19 protein-coding genes, 2 pseudogenes and 1 riboswitch are annotated in these 18860 nt (G+C 37.9%); of the genes and pseudogenes, 6 read left to right on the top strand and 15 right to left on the bottom strand.

All coding sequences use genetic code 11. The annotated features are described in order from the left end of the window. The first annotated feature begins 198 nt into the window (after window positions 1–198). Window positions 199–870 (top strand): Crp/Fnr family transcriptional regulator, encoded by a 672-nt coding sequence (locus CKV67_RS00640; protein ID WP_025279697.1) that lies wholly within the window; start codon window positions 199–201, stop codon window positions 868–870. A 5-nt stretch (window positions 871–875) separates the two neighbouring features. Here CKV67_RS00640 and CKV67_RS00635 read toward each other — a convergent pair whose 3' ends face one another. From CKV67_RS00635 to CKV67_RS00625, 3 genes are read right to left on the bottom strand one after another with little or no spacing between them, the layout of a single operon-like run. Beyond that, window positions 876–1682 carry a metal ABC transporter permease gene (locus CKV67_RS00635; RefSeq protein ID WP_014091688.1) on the bottom strand — a complete coding sequence of 269 codons (807 nt, stop codon included), beginning with the start codon at window positions 1680–1682 and terminating at the stop codon, window positions 876–878. After that, entirely contained in the window at window positions 1631–2335 is a 705-nt protein-coding gene (locus tag CKV67_RS00630; RefSeq protein ID WP_014091687.1) for a metal ABC transporter ATP-binding protein, read from the bottom strand. The genes CKV67_RS00635 and CKV67_RS00630 overlap by 52 nt, the downstream gene beginning before the upstream one ends. Window positions 2336–2347: 12 nt before the next feature. After that, window positions 2348–3295, bottom strand: coding sequence for a metal ABC transporter substrate-binding protein (locus CKV67_RS00625; protein ID WP_025279696.1), 948 nt, complete (start codon window positions 3293–3295; stop codon window positions 2348–2350). A gap of 220 nt (window positions 3296–3515) precedes the next feature. On the opposite strand from CKV67_RS00625, the gene CKV67_RS00620 reads away from it, so the two are divergent. Next, complete coding sequence (locus CKV67_RS00620) at window positions 3516–5171, top strand: peptide ABC transporter substrate-binding protein (protein ID WP_014091685.1); 1656 nt, start codon at window positions 3516–3518, stop codon at window positions 5169–5171. A 150-nt stretch (window positions 5172–5321) separates the two neighbouring features. On the opposite strand, the pseudogene CKV67_RS00615 reads toward CKV67_RS00620, so the two are convergent. The 7 genes and pseudogenes from CKV67_RS00615 to CKV67_RS00585 form a co-directional block, all read right to left on the bottom strand. Further along, window positions 5322–6016, bottom strand: a pseudogene (locus CKV67_RS00615) (T7SS effector LXG polymorphic toxin); the annotation flags it as partial. Continuing rightward, window positions 6003–6125: pseudogene (locus CKV67_RS14710) on the bottom strand (ribonuclease P); the annotation flags it as partial. The pseudogenes CKV67_RS00615 and CKV67_RS14710, both read right to left, overlap by 14 nt. Before the next feature lie 88 nt (window positions 6126–6213). Then, window positions 6214–7107 carry an ABC transporter permease gene (locus CKV67_RS00605; protein ID WP_014091684.1) on the bottom strand — a complete coding sequence of 298 codons (894 nt, stop codon included), beginning with the start codon at window positions 7105–7107 and terminating at the stop codon, window positions 6214–6216. 10 nt (window positions 7108–7117) lie between these two features. Then, window positions 7118–8068, bottom strand: coding sequence for an ABC transporter permease (locus CKV67_RS00600; protein WP_014091683.1), 951 nt, complete (start codon window positions 8066–8068; stop codon window positions 7118–7120). Window positions 8069–8169: 101 nt separating this feature from the next. After that, window positions 8170–9744, bottom strand: coding sequence for an ABC transporter substrate-binding protein (locus CKV67_RS00595; RefSeq protein ID WP_014091682.1), 1575 nt, complete (start codon window positions 9742–9744; stop codon window positions 8170–8172). An 86-nt stretch (window positions 9745–9830) separates the two neighbouring features. Continuing rightward, window positions 9831–9933, bottom strand: a riboswitch (SAM riboswitch). 141 nt (window positions 9934–10074) lie between these two features. After that, window positions 10075–10353, bottom strand: a complete 279-nt coding sequence (locus tag CKV67_RS00590) for a GNAT family N-acetyltransferase (RefSeq protein WP_014091681.1) — start codon at window positions 10351–10353, stop codon at window positions 10075–10077. Between the two features lie 10 nt (window positions 10354–10363). Continuing rightward, on the bottom strand, window positions 10364–10597 hold the full coding sequence (locus CKV67_RS00585) for a (4Fe-4S)-binding protein (RefSeq protein ID WP_014091680.1): 234 nt from the start codon (window positions 10595–10597) through the stop codon (window positions 10364–10366). 168 nt (window positions 10598–10765) lie between these two features. On the opposite strand from CKV67_RS00585, the gene CKV67_RS00580 reads away from it, so the two are divergent. Next, a complete protein-coding gene (locus CKV67_RS00580) occupies window positions 10766–12274 on the top strand; it encodes an IMP dehydrogenase (protein WP_014091679.1) in 1509 nt (502 codons plus the stop codon). A 71-nt stretch (window positions 12275–12345) separates the two neighbouring features. Here the strand turns inward: CKV67_RS00580 and CKV67_RS00575 are convergent, their stop codons facing one another. After that, window positions 12346–13095 (bottom strand): EAL domain-containing protein, encoded by a 750-nt coding sequence (locus CKV67_RS00575; protein ID WP_014091678.1) that lies wholly within the window; start codon window positions 13093–13095, stop codon window positions 12346–12348. A 184-nt stretch (window positions 13096–13279) separates the two neighbouring features. Here CKV67_RS00575 and CKV67_RS00570 point away from each other — a divergent pair, with 184 nt between their 5' ends. Next, window positions 13280–15631: a bifunctional metallophosphatase/5'-nucleotidase gene (locus tag CKV67_RS00570; RefSeq protein ID WP_014091677.1), complete on the top strand. Its 2352-nt coding sequence runs from the start codon at window positions 13280–13282 to the stop codon at window positions 15629–15631. Between the two features lie 37 nt (window positions 15632–15668). On the opposite strand, the gene CKV67_RS00565 is transcribed toward CKV67_RS00570, so the two are convergent. The 4 genes from CKV67_RS00565 to CKV67_RS00550 form a co-directional block, all read right to left on the bottom strand. Continuing rightward, window positions 15669–16346, bottom strand: a complete 678-nt coding sequence (locus CKV67_RS00565) for an N-acetylmuramoyl-L-alanine amidase (protein WP_077905816.1) — start codon at window positions 16344–16346, stop codon at window positions 15669–15671. A gap of 31 nt (window positions 16347–16377) precedes the next feature. After that, window positions 16378–16800 carry a phage holin family protein gene (locus CKV67_RS00560; RefSeq protein WP_014091676.1) on the bottom strand — a complete coding sequence of 141 codons (423 nt, stop codon included), beginning with the start codon at window positions 16798–16800 and terminating at the stop codon, window positions 16378–16380. A 176-nt stretch (window positions 16801–16976) separates the two neighbouring features. Next, entirely contained in the window at window positions 16977–17396 is a 420-nt protein-coding gene (locus CKV67_RS00555) for an ArpU family phage packaging/lysis transcriptional regulator (protein WP_014091675.1), read from the bottom strand. An 11-nt stretch (window positions 17397–17407) separates the two neighbouring features. Continuing rightward, complete coding sequence (locus CKV67_RS00550) at window positions 17408–17836, bottom strand: hypothetical protein (RefSeq protein WP_014091674.1); 429 nt, start codon at window positions 17834–17836, stop codon at window positions 17408–17410. 223 nt (window positions 17837–18059) lie between these two features. Here CKV67_RS00550 and CKV67_RS00545 point away from each other — a divergent pair, with 223 nt between their 5' ends. Together CKV67_RS00545 and CKV67_RS00540 are read left to right on the top strand one after the other, a co-directional pair. Next, a complete protein-coding gene (locus CKV67_RS00545) occupies window positions 18060–18395 on the top strand; it encodes a helix-turn-helix transcriptional regulator (protein ID WP_014091673.1) in 336 nt (111 codons plus the stop codon). A 5-nt stretch (window positions 18396–18400) separates the two neighbouring features. Beyond that, window positions 18401–18853 carry an ImmA/IrrE family metallo-endopeptidase gene (locus CKV67_RS00540; RefSeq protein ID WP_014091672.1) on the top strand — a complete coding sequence of 151 codons (453 nt, stop codon included), beginning with the start codon at window positions 18401–18403 and terminating at the stop codon, window positions 18851–18853. Window positions 18854–18860 lie beyond the last annotated feature (7 nt).

The following is an 18860-nucleotide window of genomic DNA, read 5'->3' as shown; positions in this document are numbered from 1 at the left end:
AATACTAAATTTTATAATCGAAAATAATTAAAATTTAGGTTTTCCAAGCTTTTATTTACATTTGCAGGCTTAAGATTCGAATTTTGTTCACATTTTAGAAATATTTACTCGGGAAATAGTACTTCATCGTTACTTTACAGTTAGGTCTTTCTGTTAGAATATAAATTAAGGGATAAGAAAATAATGGAGGAACACATCATGGCTGAAAACTTATACAATTATCAAGAATTCATTAGACTTTCCAAAGAAGGCAAGATTGGCTATAAGGAAGTAGAAGTACCAAAAAACGCCAGCTTATTAACACAACAAGCTGACGTAAGTAAACATATTTATCTTATAGTAGACGGTTACATTTCCATATTTTCAAAGGAAACTACCTCCAATTCAAAAATTTATTCCATTCAAGGTAAAGGTTCTTTTTTAAACTATTTAACATTACTGGATGATACTCCTAATCAATTCACCTTTAAAACTTTATCCAAATGCACCTTGTATCAATACTCTAAACAAAACATCCAATATTTCCTTTCGATGTTCCCAGAGAATTTTGGGTTCCAATTTTTTATTATGAAGAATCAAGCCATCCATGCTTATCGCAAAAGCATTGTAATGAATTGTTCCGCTTCAGATAAACTCATGGCTGCACTTACTAGTATGGCTCTTTTTCATGGTATACCTGTGGATGATGACAAAGTAATTCTTCCTCCAGAAATTAAAACTAGCTACCTTCTTTCCTACTGTAACCTATCCAAGAGCTGTTTTTACAAAGATTTACAAGATAGCAACTACATCAAAAAACAGAATAAAAACTGGGTTGTCTTTAGTAAAGAATTAAATAACCGAGTAAAAGTTTTTCGAGAAACTTGGTAAAAAAGTTATTTTCTTACAAGTTTTAATACAAATGTTACCACGATAAAAATCAAGATAAACATTAAAGTAATGGTTGCACCAGGCGGGGTTCCGAGTTGATAAGAGGATACGAGCCCTGAAAACATCCCTAATAAACCAATGAAGATTGCGCTAACTACACACATTAGAAACCCCTTAGCAACACGCATTCCAATGGCAGCTGGGAGTATAATCAGTGCTGATACAAGTAAAGCTCCCGCAATAGGCATGATAAAAGCAATGGCAATCCCTGTCACAACGCTAAATAATAGCGAAATTAACCGAACTGGAACCCCTTCTGCAACCGCAACATCTTCGCTAAATGTAAGTACAAACATAAATCGTTTAAACGCAAGAAACAGAATAACTATCGCTATCCCTAATAGGAGGAGCATCTGCACTTGCGCTTTACTTATTGTTACAATTGAACCAAACAAATATTGTTGCACGCTCGTCGTAATCCCACCTTGATTGAGACTCATTAAGACAAGCGCCACTGCAAGTCCCCCAGCCATTAGTATCGCTATCGATAATTCCGAATAAGTCGTATAGACACCTCGTAAGTATTCCATTCCAAGAGCCGCTATCACAACTACAATTAAAGTTGTCACACTCGGGTTCACATTTAACACCAAACCAAAGGCAACACCAGCAAGCGAGACATGCGAAAGCGTATCAGCCATAAGAGACTGCCTACGAATAATTAGAAATAGACCTAAAAGCGGCGCAATTATAGCAATAATCATTGATGCTTGGAAGGCTCTTTGCATAAATCCATAGAAAAACATTTCCATGCTACATCCTCCCTTCTCACAAGTCTGATATGTTTGTCAGCATACCCTTCTAATTCTTCGCTATCATGCGTAACCATCGAAATCGCTTTATGATGTACTTTAGCCTCGTGCTGGAGCAATTTATAAAACTTCATTTTACTATTTTTATCCATTGCAGTTTGCGGTTCATCAAGAACTAGCAAGTCTGGATCTGTTGCAAACATTCTCGCTAAACAGATTCGCTGCTTTTGCCCACCAGACAATTCGCCGATCCGCTTATGTCTAAAATCCCACATTTCTACCGATTTTAATGCTTTTTCTACATGCTCGTGATCCTTTTGCGTTAATCGTTTGAACCATTTCCCATTTGGAAAACGTCCTGATCTCACCAACTCAAGAACAGTACTTGGAAAACCCGCATTGAATGAAGCTATTTGTTGTGGAACATAACCCGTCAAAAGTTTCCCACCATCAAGATTGTTTTTAGCGAATGAAACTGAGCCCTTATCTGGTTGTAAAATCCCCAAAATAATACGGAGCAGTGTAGATTTGGCTGCTCCGTTTTCACCTGTTAGTATAATAAATTCTCCTGCATTCACTTCAAAAGAAATATTTTCAAGAACCGGCTCTGTTTCATATTTAAAACGAACCTTGTTTACATTAATATATGACATCTTATCGCTTCCTTATTTAATTGTTTTTTTAAGTGCTTTCAAATTTTGTTGCATATAGGAAATATAATCCATTCCTTTTTCCTGTTCTTCTGCTGTTATCCCTTCAATTGGACTTAATACTTCTAGACTTGCACCTGTTTCGTTTGCAAGTGTTTCTGCTACTTTTGGCGAAGCAACTTCTTCAAAATAAATCGTTTTAATGTCGTTGTCAGTTAGATACTTTTGCAATTCTGCTAGGCGTGCTGGGCTAGGTTCTTGGTCGGGAGATAATCCAGCAATCGCGACTTGATGTAAACCATATTCGGCTGCTAAATATTGGAACGCTGCATGCTGTGTGACAAAATCGCGTTGTCCTGCGCCTTCAAAAGCTGTTTTGTAGTCGTTATCCAAGCCTTTTAGTTTGTCTGTATATTTTTCTGCATTCGCTTCATATGTAGTTGCATTCGCTTTATCTGCTTTTGTAATACCTGCTTGGATATTCGCCACTTCTTTTTGGGCAAGAACAGGGCTCAACCACACGTGCGGATCATGTTCATGGTGGTGACCGTCTTCTTCCTCGTGCTCATGATGATGCTCTTCCCCTTCTTCTATTCCTTCCGCTAATTGAATTCCTTTACTTGCATCAATTACTGTCAAATTTTTAGAATCTAAACTTTTAAGCACACTAGGCACCCAGGTTTCCATATCAGCGCTATTATAAACAAACACATCTGCAGCTTCAATTTTGGCAATATCCTTGGCACTTGGCTCATATTCATGCGGTTCTGTTCCAGCATCAATCAACATTTCTACCGACGCCTTATCTCCAGTAACATTTTTGGTGAAGTCATACATGGGATAAAAAGTGGTCACTACCTTCAACTTATCTTTCTCTCCACTAGCATTACTATTAGCACCGCACCCTGCTAAAACTAAAACGAATGCTACTACTGTTACAAATAAAAAAGACCATTTCTTCATACTTTTCCCCTCATTTCGTAATTATTACGATTTATCTCTTGTGACTATACTATGTAAATATCGATTACATATTACAAAACGTAATCATTCTTATTTACAAGAAATATCTTACCATTTGATTTTTTACGCGTCAAGCTGTTTTTTCCAAACCATAAATTTGACTTATCTTATCGGAATACTTATAATAACTTTAAATATACAGATAGAAGGGGAGAATATCATGCACTATTTTAAAAAAGCACTGCCTATTATTGCCATTTTGACTTTACTTTTACTAACAGCTTGTGGAAATAACTCTAATAAGTCATCTGAAAAAACTTCCCCGGACAAAATTAAATTTCTTGAAACCAGTGAATTACTAACATTAAATACAACTGCCGAAGAAGATTTCGCTAGCTTTACCGCGCAAAACCAGGTCTTTGAAGGCTTATATACACTCGATCAAAAAGATAACTTTGTTCCTGGGGTTGCGGACGGGATGCCTGAAATTAGCGCAGATCAAACGAAATATACCATCAAATTAAAGAAAAACGCGAAATGGTCTGATGGTTCAGAGGTAACTGCCGCTGATTTCGTTTATGCTTGGCGCCGTGCCGTGGATCCGAAAACCGCACCTGGCTACTCTGCACTATTCAAAGATTCCATCAAAAATGCTACAGAAATAAATGAGGGTAAATTACCTGTAACAGATCTTGGAGTTGTTGCTACTGATCCAACGACACTTGAAATTACACTAAAAAAACCAGTTCCTTATTTCATTTCACTACTTACTTTTGAAACATTTTTCCCACAAAAAGAAAGTTATGTGAAGGAGCAAGGCGAAAAATATGGTACAGACAGCGAGCATACTTTATACAATGGGCCTTTTGTAATGAAGGATTGGGGCGGAAATATTACCAATAAGTGGACTTACGCTAAAAATGATAACTACTGGGATAAAGATAATGTGAAAGTAAACGAAATCGATGTTCAAGTAGCCAAAGATATCAATGCAGGTGTAAACCTTTATAATACTAACGAAGCTGACCGCGTTCCACTTTCGGGCGACTTTGCTAAACAATATAAAGATAAAAAAGACTTCCTAACTGAAAAAGATGCATTAATAAGCTATTTGCGAATGAACCAAAAACGTGATGGAAAAGCGACACCCCTCGCTAATAATTCCTTACGTCACGCGCTTAACTTATCTGTTGATAAAAAACAATTAACAGACAGCATCTTAGGTGACGGTTCCTTCCCTGCGAATGGTTTACTTCCAAAAGATTTCGTCCAAAACCCAACAACAGGTGCAGATTTCCGAACAGATAGTGGCGATCACTTAGTTTATAACAAAGAAGAAGCTTTAAAATATTGGAAACAAGCGCAAAAAGAACTTGGAACAGACAAGGTTACGATTGAACTACTTGGCGATGATCAAGAAACTACCAAGACCATTTTCGCTTATTTAAAAGCACAGTTTGAAGATAATTTACCAGGCGTGACTATTAAAGTGAAAAATATGCCATCCAAAAGCGCGACACAACTAACTTCTGATGGTAATTACGACTTATCACTTGCTGCTTGGATGCCCGATTTCAAAGATCCGTGGACGTATAGCAGCCTGTTCTTATCCGATTACTTTAACAACCATATGAGCTATAACAGCCCCGAGTATGACAAATTAGTAAAATCAACTGATACCACACTCGCAACGAAACCAGAAGAACGTTGGAATGCGTTTGTTGCTTCTGAAAAAGTCTTGTTAGATGACGATGCAGCAATTTTACCACTTTACCAACATCAAACAGCCGTATTGCAACGAACCGATATTACCGGTGTGCAAAAACATGCTTTTGGTTCGCCGTATAGTTATAAGTTTATGCAAGTGAAAAACTAGTAGAGCAAATAAGGTTTCTATCCAGAAATTTGGATAGAAACCTTATTTATTACTCTAATTTTTTGAATTGAGCTAATAGAAGTACCTGTATAACTATTTTCTACATCATTGCCTTATAAACATTTTCATGAAAATCACGATCACAAATATAGACATTAATATCCCGGCGCTAACACCTGATACTTTTTGACCGTTTAAGTAGTTTAGCCGTCTTTCCAGGCATCGCTTACTTTGCGTTCGAGTTCTTCGCCGGAAAGTTCCGTGTTCTGGATTGGGTTTAGTTCCTCGCCATGTTCTTCGCGGTAGTCTTGTAATTCCTTGTTTCTTGCCCGTTTTCCGTCTTTTTCAAGCAACCACATCGTGACGGTTTTGCCTTGGTCATTAACATAAGTATACGCTAACAAGCTGTAATCCTCCAACCCATCTGGATAGGAATCTTTGTCATTTTCTGTTCGTGCTGTATCTAAGGCTTTTTTCATTAATTGTAAATTATTCATTGTGTTAGTTGGTATTGAGTAATTGCCTGTTTTATCGTTAAAGGTCACATTATGTAGCAATTCTTGCACGGCTCGTCCGGTCGCGTGAATGAGTTCAGCCAAGGCACTGAAAAATTGGCTATGACTTTGTTCGAAATCCAAGTATCTTTCTAGAATGTTCTCGTTTTCTATTGCCTTGAGTAATTGCGTATGGACACTTCTTGATTTCACGACATAGACTTGTTGCATGTCTGGTTTGGTGTTGGGCGCGGTTAATTGTCGGTGTAAGTCTTCTTCTTTTCGTTGTAGCTCGCCAACTTTCTCCATGGCTTCTTGTAAGACTTCTGCGTCAATTCTGGCGGAATCTGACCGCGTCTTCTTCTAACCAGTCTTGTTCGTTTTGTTTTCTTCTCGTTTGTTCGAGGTGATTTTCTATATTTGTTTGGGCTTTTTTGACTTGTTGTAGTTGTTGTTCTATCTGGCTGTGGGCGGCATCTTGCTTCGCGACTTATGGATTTGATGATTCTTCCCTAAAGAATCACCAAATCCATTTTCATTCTTTATTTTTAATACCTACGCGACAACCCTTTTCTAAGCACATCCCCAAGCACATTAAACGAAAGAATCGTCATTAGTATTAATAATCCTGGGAAAAGTGCCAAGTAGGTAGCTTCTCCAACATAACCTTGTGCGTTGTTCAGCATGCTTCCCCACGAAGCGTTTGGTTGCTGTACTCCAAGCCCTAGAAAACTTAGGGCAGATTCGGTTAAAATCGCTGTGGCTACGTTTAGAGATGCGGCAACAACAATCGATGGCATTGCGTTTGGAATGATATGTTTGAACATAATATGGAAAAATCCGCCACCTGCTGACTTGGAATATAAAATGAATTCTCGTTCTTTTAGTGTCAGTGTTTCCGCTCGAACAATCCGTGCCACTTCCATCCAAGATAGTAAACCAATGATAATAATAATATTGGAAATCCCTGGTTTTAAGTAGGCATTTAAAATCATTAATAAGAAAAACGAGGGAATTGACATGAAAATATCTAAGAATCGCATCACCATGTTATCAACAAAACCACCGAAATAGCCACTGATTGTTCCAGCAAGCGTTCCGACGACAATCGCAATCATCATTGCAAACACGCCAACTAAAAGGGAAACGCGACCACCATATAAGACACGTGTTAAGTAGTCTCGGCCATGGTCATCCGTACCAAACCAATGTGATGCATTTGGCGGCATTAATTTATCCTGAACTGAAAGCGCATTGGGATCATAAGGTGACAGGAATGCAAAGATACAAGCTACTGTAATAAAAATCAATACCCCTGTTGCAAAAATGGCACGGCGGTCTGATAGCATATAACGCCAAAAAGTTCGCTCTCTAGTAGCATGAACAACTTCTGCATCCCGCTCAAATTCCTGCATCGTTTTTTTCGAAAAGTCTAATCGCATCATGAATTCCTCACCCCATTTCCCTAATCCGTGGATCGACAATCATATAGGCTAAATCGGCTAATAAATTCCCAATAATTAACAAAAGTGCCGAAAATAGAGTAATTGCCATAATAACTGGATAATCTAATTGGAAAATCGCATTAATTCCTAGCGAGCCCATCCCCGGCCAGGAGAAAATGCTCTCAGTAATAAAAGCTCCCGTAATCACTTGAGGAAGCGACATCCCGAGTAACGTGATAACTGGTAGTAGTGAGTTTTTTAAGACGTGATGCCCCATTACTTGTACTTTAGAAAGCCCTTTTGCATAACCGAATAACACATATTCTTCTTTTAATTGGTTAATCGTATTCGATCTAACATAACGATAATAAGCGGCACATCCTTGAAAAGTAAGCGTAATTACTGGCAAAATCGCGTGTTCCGCCATATCCCAAAATGAGTCCACTCCAATCGTTCGCATTCCAAGACTCGGAAGCCACCCTAACTGAATCGAAAACACATCAATTAAAATCATTCCGAACCAGAAAATCGGAATCGAAATCCCAATGTACGAAATCCCATTTAATACTTTATCAATCCAAGTATTTTCGTAATTCGCCGCAACTAAACCAAGCGGAATGGACAGTATCAACGTTAAAATAAGGGAAGTTCCAACTAAACCTAGTGTCGCTGGGATTCGTTCTAAGATTTGTTGTAAAACTGGTTGGCTATTGATAATCGAATAACCTAAATTCCCCTGCAACAAATTACCAAGCCAAATAAAATACTGTATGTAAATTGGTTGGTCCAGCCCTAAACTTTGCCGAATTCGCTCCACATCATCAGGATTCATATCAGGTGTAACAAATGAATTCACCGGGTCACCAGGTGCTAATTTTATAAGTGCAAATGAAATAATCGAGATAATAAATAGCATCGGAATAATTTGCAGTACGCGTTTTGTGATTGTTTTTAGCATAATTTATCTCCTATCTAAAACACAAAAAATGACAAGTAAAAACCTGAACCTACCAAAAATAGCTTGGCAGGTCAGATTTTTTACGAATGATTTTTATTTACTTATTCCGTTAAATATAATTTAGATAAATCACGGAACATTGTTACTGGTTGCGGAGTTGCAGCTTTTTGTCCACCGTAACGGCTATCAAGTGCAAGTACTGCATTGTCGTACGAAATCGGGTAAATTACTGCATCATCTGCAATTGTATTTTGAATATCTTCATAAACTGCTTGACGATCTTTATCATCCGCTGTTACAGCACCTTTTGCCCAAAGCGCATCTAGATCTTTGTTGTGGTAATTAGCATAGTTGTAAGGGGCATCGCTTAGGAATAAGGATTTGTATGCATCAGGATCATTTCCCATAATATAACCATTTAGTGCGATGGAGTAATCGGCATTTTTGCGATCAAGCGTAATATTGCTGAGCGCATTTGGATCAGTTGGTTTTAAATCAAGCGACACGCCAATTTCTTTATATTGTTGTTGCAAGTAAAGTGCGATACTTTCTTGAGATTTACTGTTATTTAAATAGTATACAGTTAATTTTTGGTTTGTATCAAAGCCACTTTCTTTAACTAATTCTTTTGCTTTAGCAATATCTTGGTCATACGTTTCTACTTTGTCAGTGAAGTATTTTGTGTTTTCTGTTAGGAAAGAAGATGCTGGTTTCGCATATTCATCAGAACCATAAGCTGCTTCAATGATATCTTCACGGTTAAGCGCATAGGATAATGCTTGGCGAAGTTCTTTTGATTTAAGTGCAGGTTGATTTTCATTGAAAACTGCATAACTTAAGCGATTTTCTGGATATGTGATAATGTTCACCGCGCTAGCTTTTTCCACTTTGTTTCGATCAGATGGTTGAATCGATTTTAAATTGATTTCGCCATTTTGAAGTGCTAAGTTTGCTGAATTTTGGTCTTTTGTAATTCGGAAAGTAACTTTATCTAGTTTAGGTTTGCCGTCAAAGTAGTCGTTGAATCTTTCTAGGGAAACATATTCGCCTGCTTTGTATTCAACAAATTTATATGGTCCCGAACCAATTGGACTTTTATTTTTATCACTTTTTTCGATGTTTGCTACCCCTTCAAAAACATGTTTTGGAATCGGGAAGAAGGTTTTAATGGTATTCTCAAAGGCTGGAGCAACAGTTGGTAAAGTAAATTTGACTGTTGTATCATCTACAGCTTCTACTTTTACAGGTTTATCGTCAAAAACAAAGTTGCCGCGATTCGGGCTGTTTTGTTTCGTATCTAAAATGGAATCTACTGTAAATACTACATCATCTGCTGTTAACGGTTTGCCATCGTGCCAAGTTAAACCGTCTTTCAGTTTTACAGTGTAAGTTAAATTGTCATCTGAAATATCTAAGCTTTTCGCAAGTGCAGGTTTTCCGTCAGATTCCCAGAAAAGCGGTGCGTATACAGCTTGTTGAATTGTTAGTGTTACACGGTCACCGGCATAGTTTGGATTGATAACTTCTGGGTCTCCTGCAACTCCGATAATAATCGAGCCGCCATCTTTTGCTTTGCCTGAACCGTTTGCTTTGTCTGAACTAGCACCAGAACCTCCGCAAGCAGTCAACACCAACGCAAAAACCGAGATAACCGCCACTAATAAAAATTTCTTCATCTAACAAAAACTCCCCTCTTTAGCGCTAATAAAAAAACGCTTCTTCTGTTTTTTGGTCAGAATCGAAGCGCCTAATTGTAAGCTACTACTTATCTGCCAGAATGTTACTTCTGTTCGGAATTAGCATAGAACTTGCGCTCCGCTGCCGGGTTTCACTGGGCCGAATCCCTCCACCACTCTTGATAAGAAATCGTATTACTATTATTCCTATAAGTTTACTGTTAATTAAAGATACACTGAAACACAGTAGATGTCAAGAAGAGAAAACTGATATTTTTAAAATAATCCATAAAAAAGTAGACTAAGTTCAAAACCTAGTCTACTTAACAATTATTTATCTGCTTGCACTGCCTGATACTCCGGCTTTTTCGAAAACTCGGATTTAGCAAATGGACAAAGCGGAATAATTTTCTTTCCTTCTGTTTTCGCTTTTTCTACAGCACGCTTTACTAGTTCTTGCGCAATCCCTTGGCCTCGTGCTGCATCATCCACACCTGTATGGTCGATAATAAACATATTTTCACCAGTCGGGACAAATGTTACCTCCCCAACCTCAGTACCTTCATTATTTACCGCATAAATTCTATTTTTACCTTCTTTATATTCCATTTTATCCCTCCTATTTCTCTATATATTGCAATGCTCCACTTGGACAAGTATTAATGACACGTTTTACTTCTTCTTTTGATACTTTATCTGGCATAATCCATGGTTTTCTATCTAAATCAAATAGTTCTTTGTTACCTTTTACACAATTACCTGAATGTGCGCAAACGTTTGTGTTAAAATAAACATCTATTTCTTCCCCGTGATACTTGCGGTAGCCGCGTTCTATAAGTTTTTCTTCACTCATATGCTTACCTCCTTTATCTTCTTTTAGTATATTCCTCCTGGCCTGCAAAAGAAAACGTTTATACTTGTCCACAAATAATCTCTATCAATCATTGACTTTCATGCCAGTTCTTGAAATAATAAAGGTATTTTATAAATGTAAAAACAAATAGAAGAAGGAGTGGAGATAATGGCATTTTATTTTGAAGAACCGTCCCGCACATTTAGTGAGTTCTTGCTTGTTCCAGGCTACTCATCAGCTGAATGTGTACCATCTAATGTTAGCTTAAAAACACCGATTGTGAAATTTAAAAAAGGGGAAGAATCCGCAATTACGATGAATATTCCGCTTGTTTCTGCGATTATGCAAGCTGTTTCTGATGATAACATGGGAATTGCCTTAGCTACAGAAGGCGGCGTATCCTTTATTTTCGGCTCACAGTCTATTGAAAGTGAAGCAGCGATGGTTTCACGTGTTAAAAATCATAAAGCCGGCTTCGTTATTAGTGATTCCAACATCAGCCCCGATAAAACCTTGCAAGATATTCTTGATTTAAAAGAAAAAACAGGTCATTCTACGGTTGCAGTCACTGAAGACGGCACTGCACATGGTAAATTACTTGGAATCGTAACAAGTCGTGACTACCGTGTAACACGTATGAGCCCTGACGAAAAAGTAGCAGATTTCATGACTCCTTTTGAAAAATTGGTTACTGCAAATAAATCGACTACATTAAAAGAAGCGAACAACATTATTTGGGACAACAAATTAAATGCCTTACCACTTGTTGATGATAATGAGCACCTCGTTCATATGGTGTTCCGCAAAGATTATGATTCTAATAAAGAAAATAAATTAGAGCTGCTAGATGCTTCCAAACGTTATGTTGTTGGCGCTGGCATTAACACACGTGACTACGAAGAACGCGTTCCCGCACTGGTGGAAGCTGGTGCAGATATTCTTTGCATCGATTCCTCTGAAGGCTACTCTGAATGGCAAAAACGCACACTTGACTATGTTCGCGGCAAATACGGCGATTCAGTCAAAGTCGGTGCTGGAAATGTGGTTGACCGTGATGGTTTCCGTTACCTTGCTGATGCAGGTGCAGATTTCGTCAAAGTTGGCGTTGGTGGTGGATCAATTTGTATTACGCGTGAGCAAAAAGGAATCGGCCGTGGTCAAGCAACTGCCTTAATCGATGTTGCGAAAGCCCGTGATGAATATTTTGAAGAAACTGGTGTGTATATTCCGATTTGTTCTGACGGCGGAATTGTTTATGACTACCATATGACACTCGCTCTAGCAATGGGCGCTGACTTCATCATGCTTGGTCGTTACTTCTCTCGCTTTGATGAAAGCCCTACAAACAAAGTGAATTTAAATGGCACTTATATGAAAGAATATTGGGGAGAAGGAGCTAACCGAGCACGTAACTGGCAACGATATGATCTTGGTGGCGATAAAAAGCTTTCCTTTGAAGAAGGTGTAGATTCTTATGTTCCTTATGCCGGCTCACTAAAAGACAATGTAGCAATCAGCTTAAGTAAAGTTCGTTCTACGATGTGCAATTGCGGGGCGTTAAATATCCCTGAACTTCAACAAAAAGCAAAAATTACGCTTGTCTCCTCTACTTCTATTGTAGAAGGCGGCGCGCATGATGTTGTCGTTAAAGATGCCTCCAATAATTTAATTAAATAACAACGAAATTGGTTGGTGTGAATTCGGTAGATTACCAGACTCACACCAACCAATTTTTTATTGCCATCGGTTCACTGTATTGAAAACTTCTTCTTAAGCTCTTCCATTGGCAAAGGGCGGCTAAAATAAAACCCTTGAAAATAATCGACTTTCATTTCTCGCAATTTTTCCACTTGTTCTTTATCTTCTACGCCTTCTGTCACAATTTTCCCGCCTAAGTCATGACACAAATCAATAATCGCTTGAATAATAATCTGTTGCCTCCTATCCGTTTTTAAAAGAGCAATAAATGACATATCTGTTTTAATAATATCGATTGGCAGACTGCGCAAATAAGTCATCGAACTATAACCTTTCCCAAAATCATCCATGCTTACTTTGACACCTAAGTCTTTTATCTTTCGTAAATTCCTATTCGCCATCTCAAGTTCTGTAATTTCTGCTCGTTCGATAATCTCTATTTCCAACTGCTCTGGATATTTTAGATGTTGTTTTATATAATCATAAAAAAAGTGCATATAATTACTACTTGTTAAGTAATCTGCTGGAATATTAATCGAAATCGAAAAGCGCCCCTCTAGCTGATTGATTTGTTCGATTGCCTTTTCAGCGACAAAATCTTGCATTTCTCGTGTAGCATTCAACAGGACAATATCACCAAAAAACTCCCCTGGTCCAAGAATTGCTGTCGTTGTCTTCAACCTAACTAACGCTTCAAAGCCAATAATTTCATTTGTTCTCGCATCCACTTTTGGATGATAATATAATAAGTAATTCTTTCTCCTGATTGCATCCCAAATCTCCGTACTAGAGATATCCATCTCATCCCTCCTTTCCTCTAGTTTACCCTTTTTTATTTAAAATGAAAATATCGCAATAAATTATCAAAACATTTACAAAAAAGCTACATTACCTATTGCTAAGGCAAATTCACTTTGCTACTATTATAGATAGGCATCAATGAGTTAGCGCTTACAAATTGCCACTGGCGAAAAAAGGGAGAGTGTGAAAGTGAACAAATTTTTCAAGAAAGCCACACATGTTTTACTCGTAGCAGGGCTCACAATCGGACTAACTGCACCATTCACTGGGAATTCAGTACAGGCAGCAGCGGATACCGTTCCTATCCAGATTTTAGGAATAAATGATTTCCACGGAGCGCTTGAAACAGCCTCCAAAGATGCATCTGGCTCACCAATAGGCGGAGCAGACTATTTAGCAACCAACCTGGATAATGCTACTAGCTCATTTTTACAAGCAAATCCTGATGCTACAGCAGATAATGCCATTCGTGTCCAAGCGGGTGATATGGTCGGTGCTAGCCCAGCCGTTTCTGGTTTACTTCAAGACGAACCAACAATGAAAGTCCTTCAAAAAATGAACTTCGAAGTCGGCACACTTGGGAATCATGAGTTTGATGAAGGCTTACCTGAATACAAACGAATTTTAGATGGGGTTTCTACAAGCAAATTCGGACCAATTGTGGAAGCTTATCCACGCGTTAAAAGCGATATGAAAATTGTTGCCGCAAATGTTGTTAATAAAGGGACAAACACAGTTGCAGAAGGATTTTCACCTTATTATGTAAAAGAAATTGATGGCGTCAAAGTTGGCTTCATCGGTATCGTTACAACCGAAATCCCTAATTTAGTACTGGCAAATCATATTAAAGACTATGATTTCCTTGATGAAGCAGAAACAATTGTGAAATACTCTGCTGAACTTAGAGGACAAGGCGTAAATGCTATCGTTGTTTTATCTCACGTTCCAGCTCTTTCCACTGGAAATCCAAACACTGGAACAAAGCAAGATGTAGCTGGGGAAGCTGCTAATATGATAACGAAAGCAAACGAATTAGACCCAAATAATTCCGTCGATTTAGTCCTAGCTGGTCATAATCATCAATACACAAACGGATTAGTTGGTAAAACTCGTATCGTCCAAAGTTACAATAACGGTAAAGCTTTTTCCGATGTAACCGGCGAACTTGATAAAACAACAGGCGATTTCGTTTCACCACCAGATGCTAAAATTACATATAATACGAGAAGCGTCTCTCCAAATGCCGATATTACAGCTGTAACTGAAGATGCGAAAAGCCGCATTGAAGGAGTTATCAACGAAACTATCGGACTTGCAAATAAAGACGTGATTTCCCGCGATACAAATCTAGACAACAAAGCAATTGATGATAAAGAATCTGAACTTGGTAATATGATTACTGACGCACAACGCTATATGGCGAATAAAGCTGGAGCTGATGTCGACTTTGCGATGACGAACAACGGTGGAATTCGAGCTGACCTTTCAACTCGACTTGCAAATAGTCAAAACGAAATTACTTGGGGTGCGGCACAAGCTGTCCAACCATTTGGAAACATTCTTCAAGTCGTTGAAATGTCAGGTGCAGATATTTTAGAAGCACTGAACCAACAATATTTGAGTAACCAAACTTACTTTTTACAAATATCTGGACTAAAATACACTTTCACCGATACAGATGACTTAGATCATGCATACAAAGTCGCTAGTGTTACAACAGAAAACGGAACTCCACTTAAAGCTGACCAAAAATATAAAGTCGTGATTAATGACTTCTTATTCGGTGGTGGCGACGGATTTTCCGCATTCAAAAAAGCGAATCTAGTTACAGCCATTGACCCAGATACTGAAACATTTATCAACTACATTAAAGACCAAAAAGCTGCTGGAAAAGTAATCACTGCCCAAAAAGAAGGCCGTAAAGTTTACAAATCCCAAGCTGATATCGACAAAGAAACCGAAGCTGCAGCAATCCAAGCAATTAAAGACGCAACAAAAATCAACAAACTAGCTGAAAAAGACAAAACGCTTACAGGAACTACTTTACCAGGCGCTACGGTTGGTGTTCAAAAAGCAGATACAAACGCCAAATTAGCACGCGCCACTGGACCAAGCACAACAGCGGATGCAAATGGTAAATTCTCTGTAGATATTTCTTCTCTAGACCTAAAAAAAGGTGACCAATTCACAACTACTGTCACTGATGCGAACGGTTACAGCACCACATTCCAAACAACCGTGCAAGCAACCGCAACTACACCTCCTGATAACGAGGATGGTAATAACAGCGGAACAGGGAATGGAAATGGTAGTAATGGTGGCGCAAATAACGGCAATACCAATAATGGTTCCGGAACTACTGACGGCGGAACAACTACAACTGAAACACCAACAACATCAGCACCAAACGGAACAACTACTGGAAGCAAGGTAAGTACCACCCTTCCAACTACTGGTGATACAGCAGGACTTGCGACAGTTTTTGGGTTAGTTTTAACAACAACTGCGCTTTATGTTTTGCGGAAGAAAAACTGATTTTAAAAAGGAGCGACCAAATTTGGCCGCTCCTTTTTTATCTTTTCCCAGTATTCACTTCGGTTTTCAAAACCCAACTTCCAGGGACACCTTTAGCCATTGTTAAATTAATTGTTTTTGCTAATTCTTTATAAACAAAAACGTTTGTCCCAGCCGGTAAATAGCCTTTTAGATTTCCACCTGAAATCGCATCATAGCTTGTTGAATATTTTCCTGCTCGAAATTTGGTTACTGTAACGTCAAAGATTTCTTTCACAGCTTCCACAATCCCTAAGCAAAAATCTTTCTGATATGCACTCGTTTTGAGAATCACCGCATCACTACTATCACAAAAACCCGCCTCTAATAAAATGGCATCCATAGCCGTTTCTCGTAAAACTGCAAAATTCGCTTTTTTCATTCCTCGGTCACGCATTCCATGTTTAGAAACTTTTGCGATCACTTTTTTATGAATTATTTTTTGGATTTCTTCAGTTCGTTCTGGTGTTGAGGTGAAAATGTAATCTTCATATCCCATACCACCACCTGCATTGAAGTGGATTGAGATAAATAAATTTGCTTTAAAGCTATTTGCTCTTTGCGCTCGTTTACTTAATTCATAAAAAGTATCATCCGTTCTTGTCATCCCCACTTCAAAGCCAGCATTCATCAGTTCAGTTTGCAACAACTTCGCAACAGCCAGCACCCAATTTTTCTCCACAAGTCCGTTTCCCATTGCACCAGAATCTTTACCGCCATGACCTACATCAATTCATATTTTCGTTATTTTTCTTTTCCTCCTTACCTGCTTTCGAATCAAAAATCGAAATTAAATTTTTCAAAACTTCTGGCACTTTCATTTCCATTCGTATGAAGTTTTCCAATATAGAAATCAGCTCATTTGCCAAATAGAAAAAGATAACAGCATCACGAGTTGAATTATACGTTCCTAGAATCAAGTCTATTTGGTGCGCAATAGCTACTAAAATTAAGATAGCAATCTTTTTTGCGATTCCTTTGAAACCCATTTTACTATTTAGTTTCCCTTGATATCCTGAAGCGAGTAGCCCAGAAATATAATCAGCTACAATAAAGCATACAAGCACTTTTACCAACAGATCCACTTCCCCAAATAAGTATCCAAACGCCGCACCAAATCCCAGTATCCCAACTTTTAGTATGACTTCCATGGAACCCCCCCTTTTTTGATTACATTAAAAAGCAAACTTCTGAATTAAACACATGTATTGATCAGAACAGCGGTGCACCCTTATTCTGCTGCAGCTTTTATTGTCATCCGCATACTGGACAAATTCCTTACCTTTATATTACTGAAAAATCAACTTCTCAAAATATCACGAAAGTATCATGCCTTCCTAACCAAAATCCCCACAACCGTAGCAATTTCCAAAACTGCTCGTTTTTTAATCCGTTTAAATTGAGCAATCTCATATGGTAAATTCATCATAATCGCCACATCTTGCTTTCTTTCTATATAGCAGTCCAACAAAATAGTTCGATACAACGCATCCATTTGGTTGAGTATCATCGTGTATTTTTCTACTAGACACTGCGCCTCATTCATTACTTCCTTAGCATGTCTTGCAGAAAAAGCTACTGTATTAAAAATAGCTTCTTCCAACTGCCCATTTTTCTCCAGAAACGGCTTTTGCGGAAGTCCACTTATCACACGAAAGCGCTGAAAATCGGCAAAAAATCGTTTTACTTCTTGAACAGTTTTAATGTAATTAATGTCTTTACTTTCTGGTAAAACAAGCACTTGCATACAATCACTCCTTAATTATGGGCTTCATTAATGACGAAAGCTTCATATTGACATTCAATCATTGCGTCAGGTAAACGACTGATTTCTTCTTCTGATTTATCTAAATGGTAAGCTAAGATTCGAATCATTTCTTGTTGAATTCGAGGTCGTTGTTTCTTTGATAATCCTTTTTTTCGTTTCCATTCTGCAAGCGAAGACCTTGATACGCCAATTAAGTTGCTAATCTGAACATCAGAAAATGTCTTTTTATATGTTAAGTATTCTCGCGGTGATAAAATAAGTAATTTTTGCTCCGCTGTTAAAAGTCCTTTTTCCTCGTCTCCTAATGCTTCAAAGTATTCTAGTTCCTCTATTAGTCGCTTTCTTACAAACCTATTTGCTTCTTTTTCTAGTTGGAAAATCAATTGTATTTGCTTTTCTTTAAGAAGTTTTCTATCCATCTCTATCACTTCCATCTCGTGAATTTACTCGTTCACTTCGCATATTTGTCACCATTTCGGTGCTATAGGTGCAAGGTCGAGCGTTTTTTATTTTTTAACATACGCTTATTATAGCACCATTTTGGTTACAAGTAAATTAAATCAAACAATTCTGTCTTAAAAAGTTCCATTTTGGTGCTAAAGATGCTACACTAGAACCATAAATAGTTGGAGGATAATAATTATGGAGTTAAATAAGTTTGTAGGAAATAAAATAAAACAATATCGTGAGGAACGAGGTTTAAATCAAGAGGCCCTTGCTGAGCGCTTGCACACCACACGCCAAACTATCAGCCGCTATGAAAATGGTGATCGCAAAGCAAACCAAGATGTTTTATTTGAAATTGCGAAGATTTTTAACAAACGATTAGATGACTTTTTCCCAGAAAGAAACTTACCTCCTGTTGATGAACGAGGAATGACAGTCGCGGCCCACATTGATGATGATGTAACAGATGAAGAATTGCGAGATATATTAGCCTATATAGAGATGAAGAAAAAACTCCATCGCGGGATGTGATTTTATTGTATGAAAAATTGGTAGCTAAATACCAAGATGAAGTAACCATAAGAGAAGAAAAAATGCCTTACAAATTACCTGGTCTATATTTAAATGGGATAATTTTGATCAATAAAAACCAGTCTTCCATTGAAAAAGGGTGCGTTTTAGCGGAAGAATTAATGCATTATAAATATACAGTTGGTAATATTACGAAACAAGTAACAATTATGGATAAGAAGCAAGAGCTTTTCGCCCGTAGAAAAGGTTATGAAGCAATGGTTCCGCTTGAAGATATCATTACTTGTTTTTATCTCGGACTGAGAGAATATTTTGAAGTGGCCGATTTTTTAGAAGTAACCGAGGAATTTTTGCGGAATACTGTTACGCATTACGCAGAAAAATATGGGCCGATGTATGATTACGGTGGATATTTAATTAATTTTGGTAGCTCTATTGATGTTTATAAGAAATTTTGAAGGTTCC

Source organism: Listeria ivanovii subsp. ivanovii (assembly GCF_900187025.1).
Lineage (GTDB): Bacteria > Bacillota > Bacilli > Lactobacillales > Listeriaceae > Listeria > Listeria ivanovii.
This window is presented reverse-complemented; position numbering and strand designations above follow the sequence as displayed.

Bases quoted from the DNA above. Each gene is read 5' to 3' on its own strand.
- CKV67_RS00640 (WP_025279697.1), top strand. From the start codon at position 199: ATGGCTGAAAACTTATACAATTATCAAGAATTCATTAGACTTTCCAAA.
- CKV67_RS00635 (WP_014091688.1), bottom strand. From the start codon at position 1,682: ATGGAAATGTTTTTCTATGGATTTATGCAAAGAGCCTTCCAAGCATCA.
- CKV67_RS00630 (WP_014091687.1), bottom strand. From the start codon at position 2,335: ATGTCATATATTAATGTAAACAAGGTTCGTTTTAAATATGAAACAGAG.
- CKV67_RS00625 (WP_025279696.1), bottom strand. From the start codon at position 3,295: ATGAAGAAATGGTCTTTTTTATTTGTAACAGTAGTAGCATTCGTTTTA.
- CKV67_RS00620 (WP_014091685.1), top strand. From the start codon at position 3,516: ATGCACTATTTTAAAAAAGCACTGCCTATTATTGCCATTTTGACTTTA.
- CKV67_RS00605 (WP_014091684.1), bottom strand. From the start codon at position 7,107: ATGCGATTAGACTTTTCGAAAAAAACGATGCAGGAATTTGAGCGGGAT.
- CKV67_RS00600 (WP_014091683.1), bottom strand. From the start codon at position 8,068: ATGCTAAAAACAATCACAAAACGCGTACTGCAAATTATTCCGATGCTA.
- CKV67_RS00595 (WP_014091682.1), bottom strand. From the start codon at position 9,744: ATGAAGAAATTTTTATTAGTGGCGGTTATCTCGGTTTTTGCGTTGGTG.
- CKV67_RS00590 (WP_014091681.1), bottom strand. From the start codon at position 10,353: ATGGAATATAAAGAAGGTAAAAATAGAATTTATGCGGTAAATAATGAA.
- CKV67_RS00585 (WP_014091680.1), bottom strand. From the start codon at position 10,597: ATGAGTGAAGAAAAACTTATAGAACGCGGCTACCGCAAGTATCACGGG.
- CKV67_RS00580 (WP_014091679.1), top strand. From the start codon at position 10,766: ATGGCATTTTATTTTGAAGAACCGTCCCGCACATTTAGTGAGTTCTTG.
- CKV67_RS00575 (WP_014091678.1), bottom strand. From the start codon at position 13,095: ATGGATATCTCTAGTACGGAGATTTGGGATGCAATCAGGAGAAAGAAT.
- CKV67_RS00565 (WP_077905816.1), bottom strand. From the start codon at position 16,346: ATGGGAAACGGACTTGTGGAGAAAAATTGGGTGCTGGCTGTTGCGAAG.
- CKV67_RS00560 (WP_014091676.1), bottom strand. From the start codon at position 16,800: ATGGAAGTCATACTAAAAGTTGGGATACTGGGATTTGGTGCGGCGTTT.
- CKV67_RS00555 (WP_014091675.1), bottom strand. From the start codon at position 17,396: ATGCAAGTGCTTGTTTTACCAGAAAGTAAAGACATTAATTACATTAAA.
- CKV67_RS00550 (WP_014091674.1), bottom strand. From the start codon at position 17,836: ATGGATAGAAAACTTCTTAAAGAAAAGCAAATACAATTGATTTTCCAA.
- CKV67_RS00545 (WP_014091673.1), top strand. From the start codon at position 18,060: ATGGAGTTAAATAAGTTTGTAGGAAATAAAATAAAACAATATCGTGAG.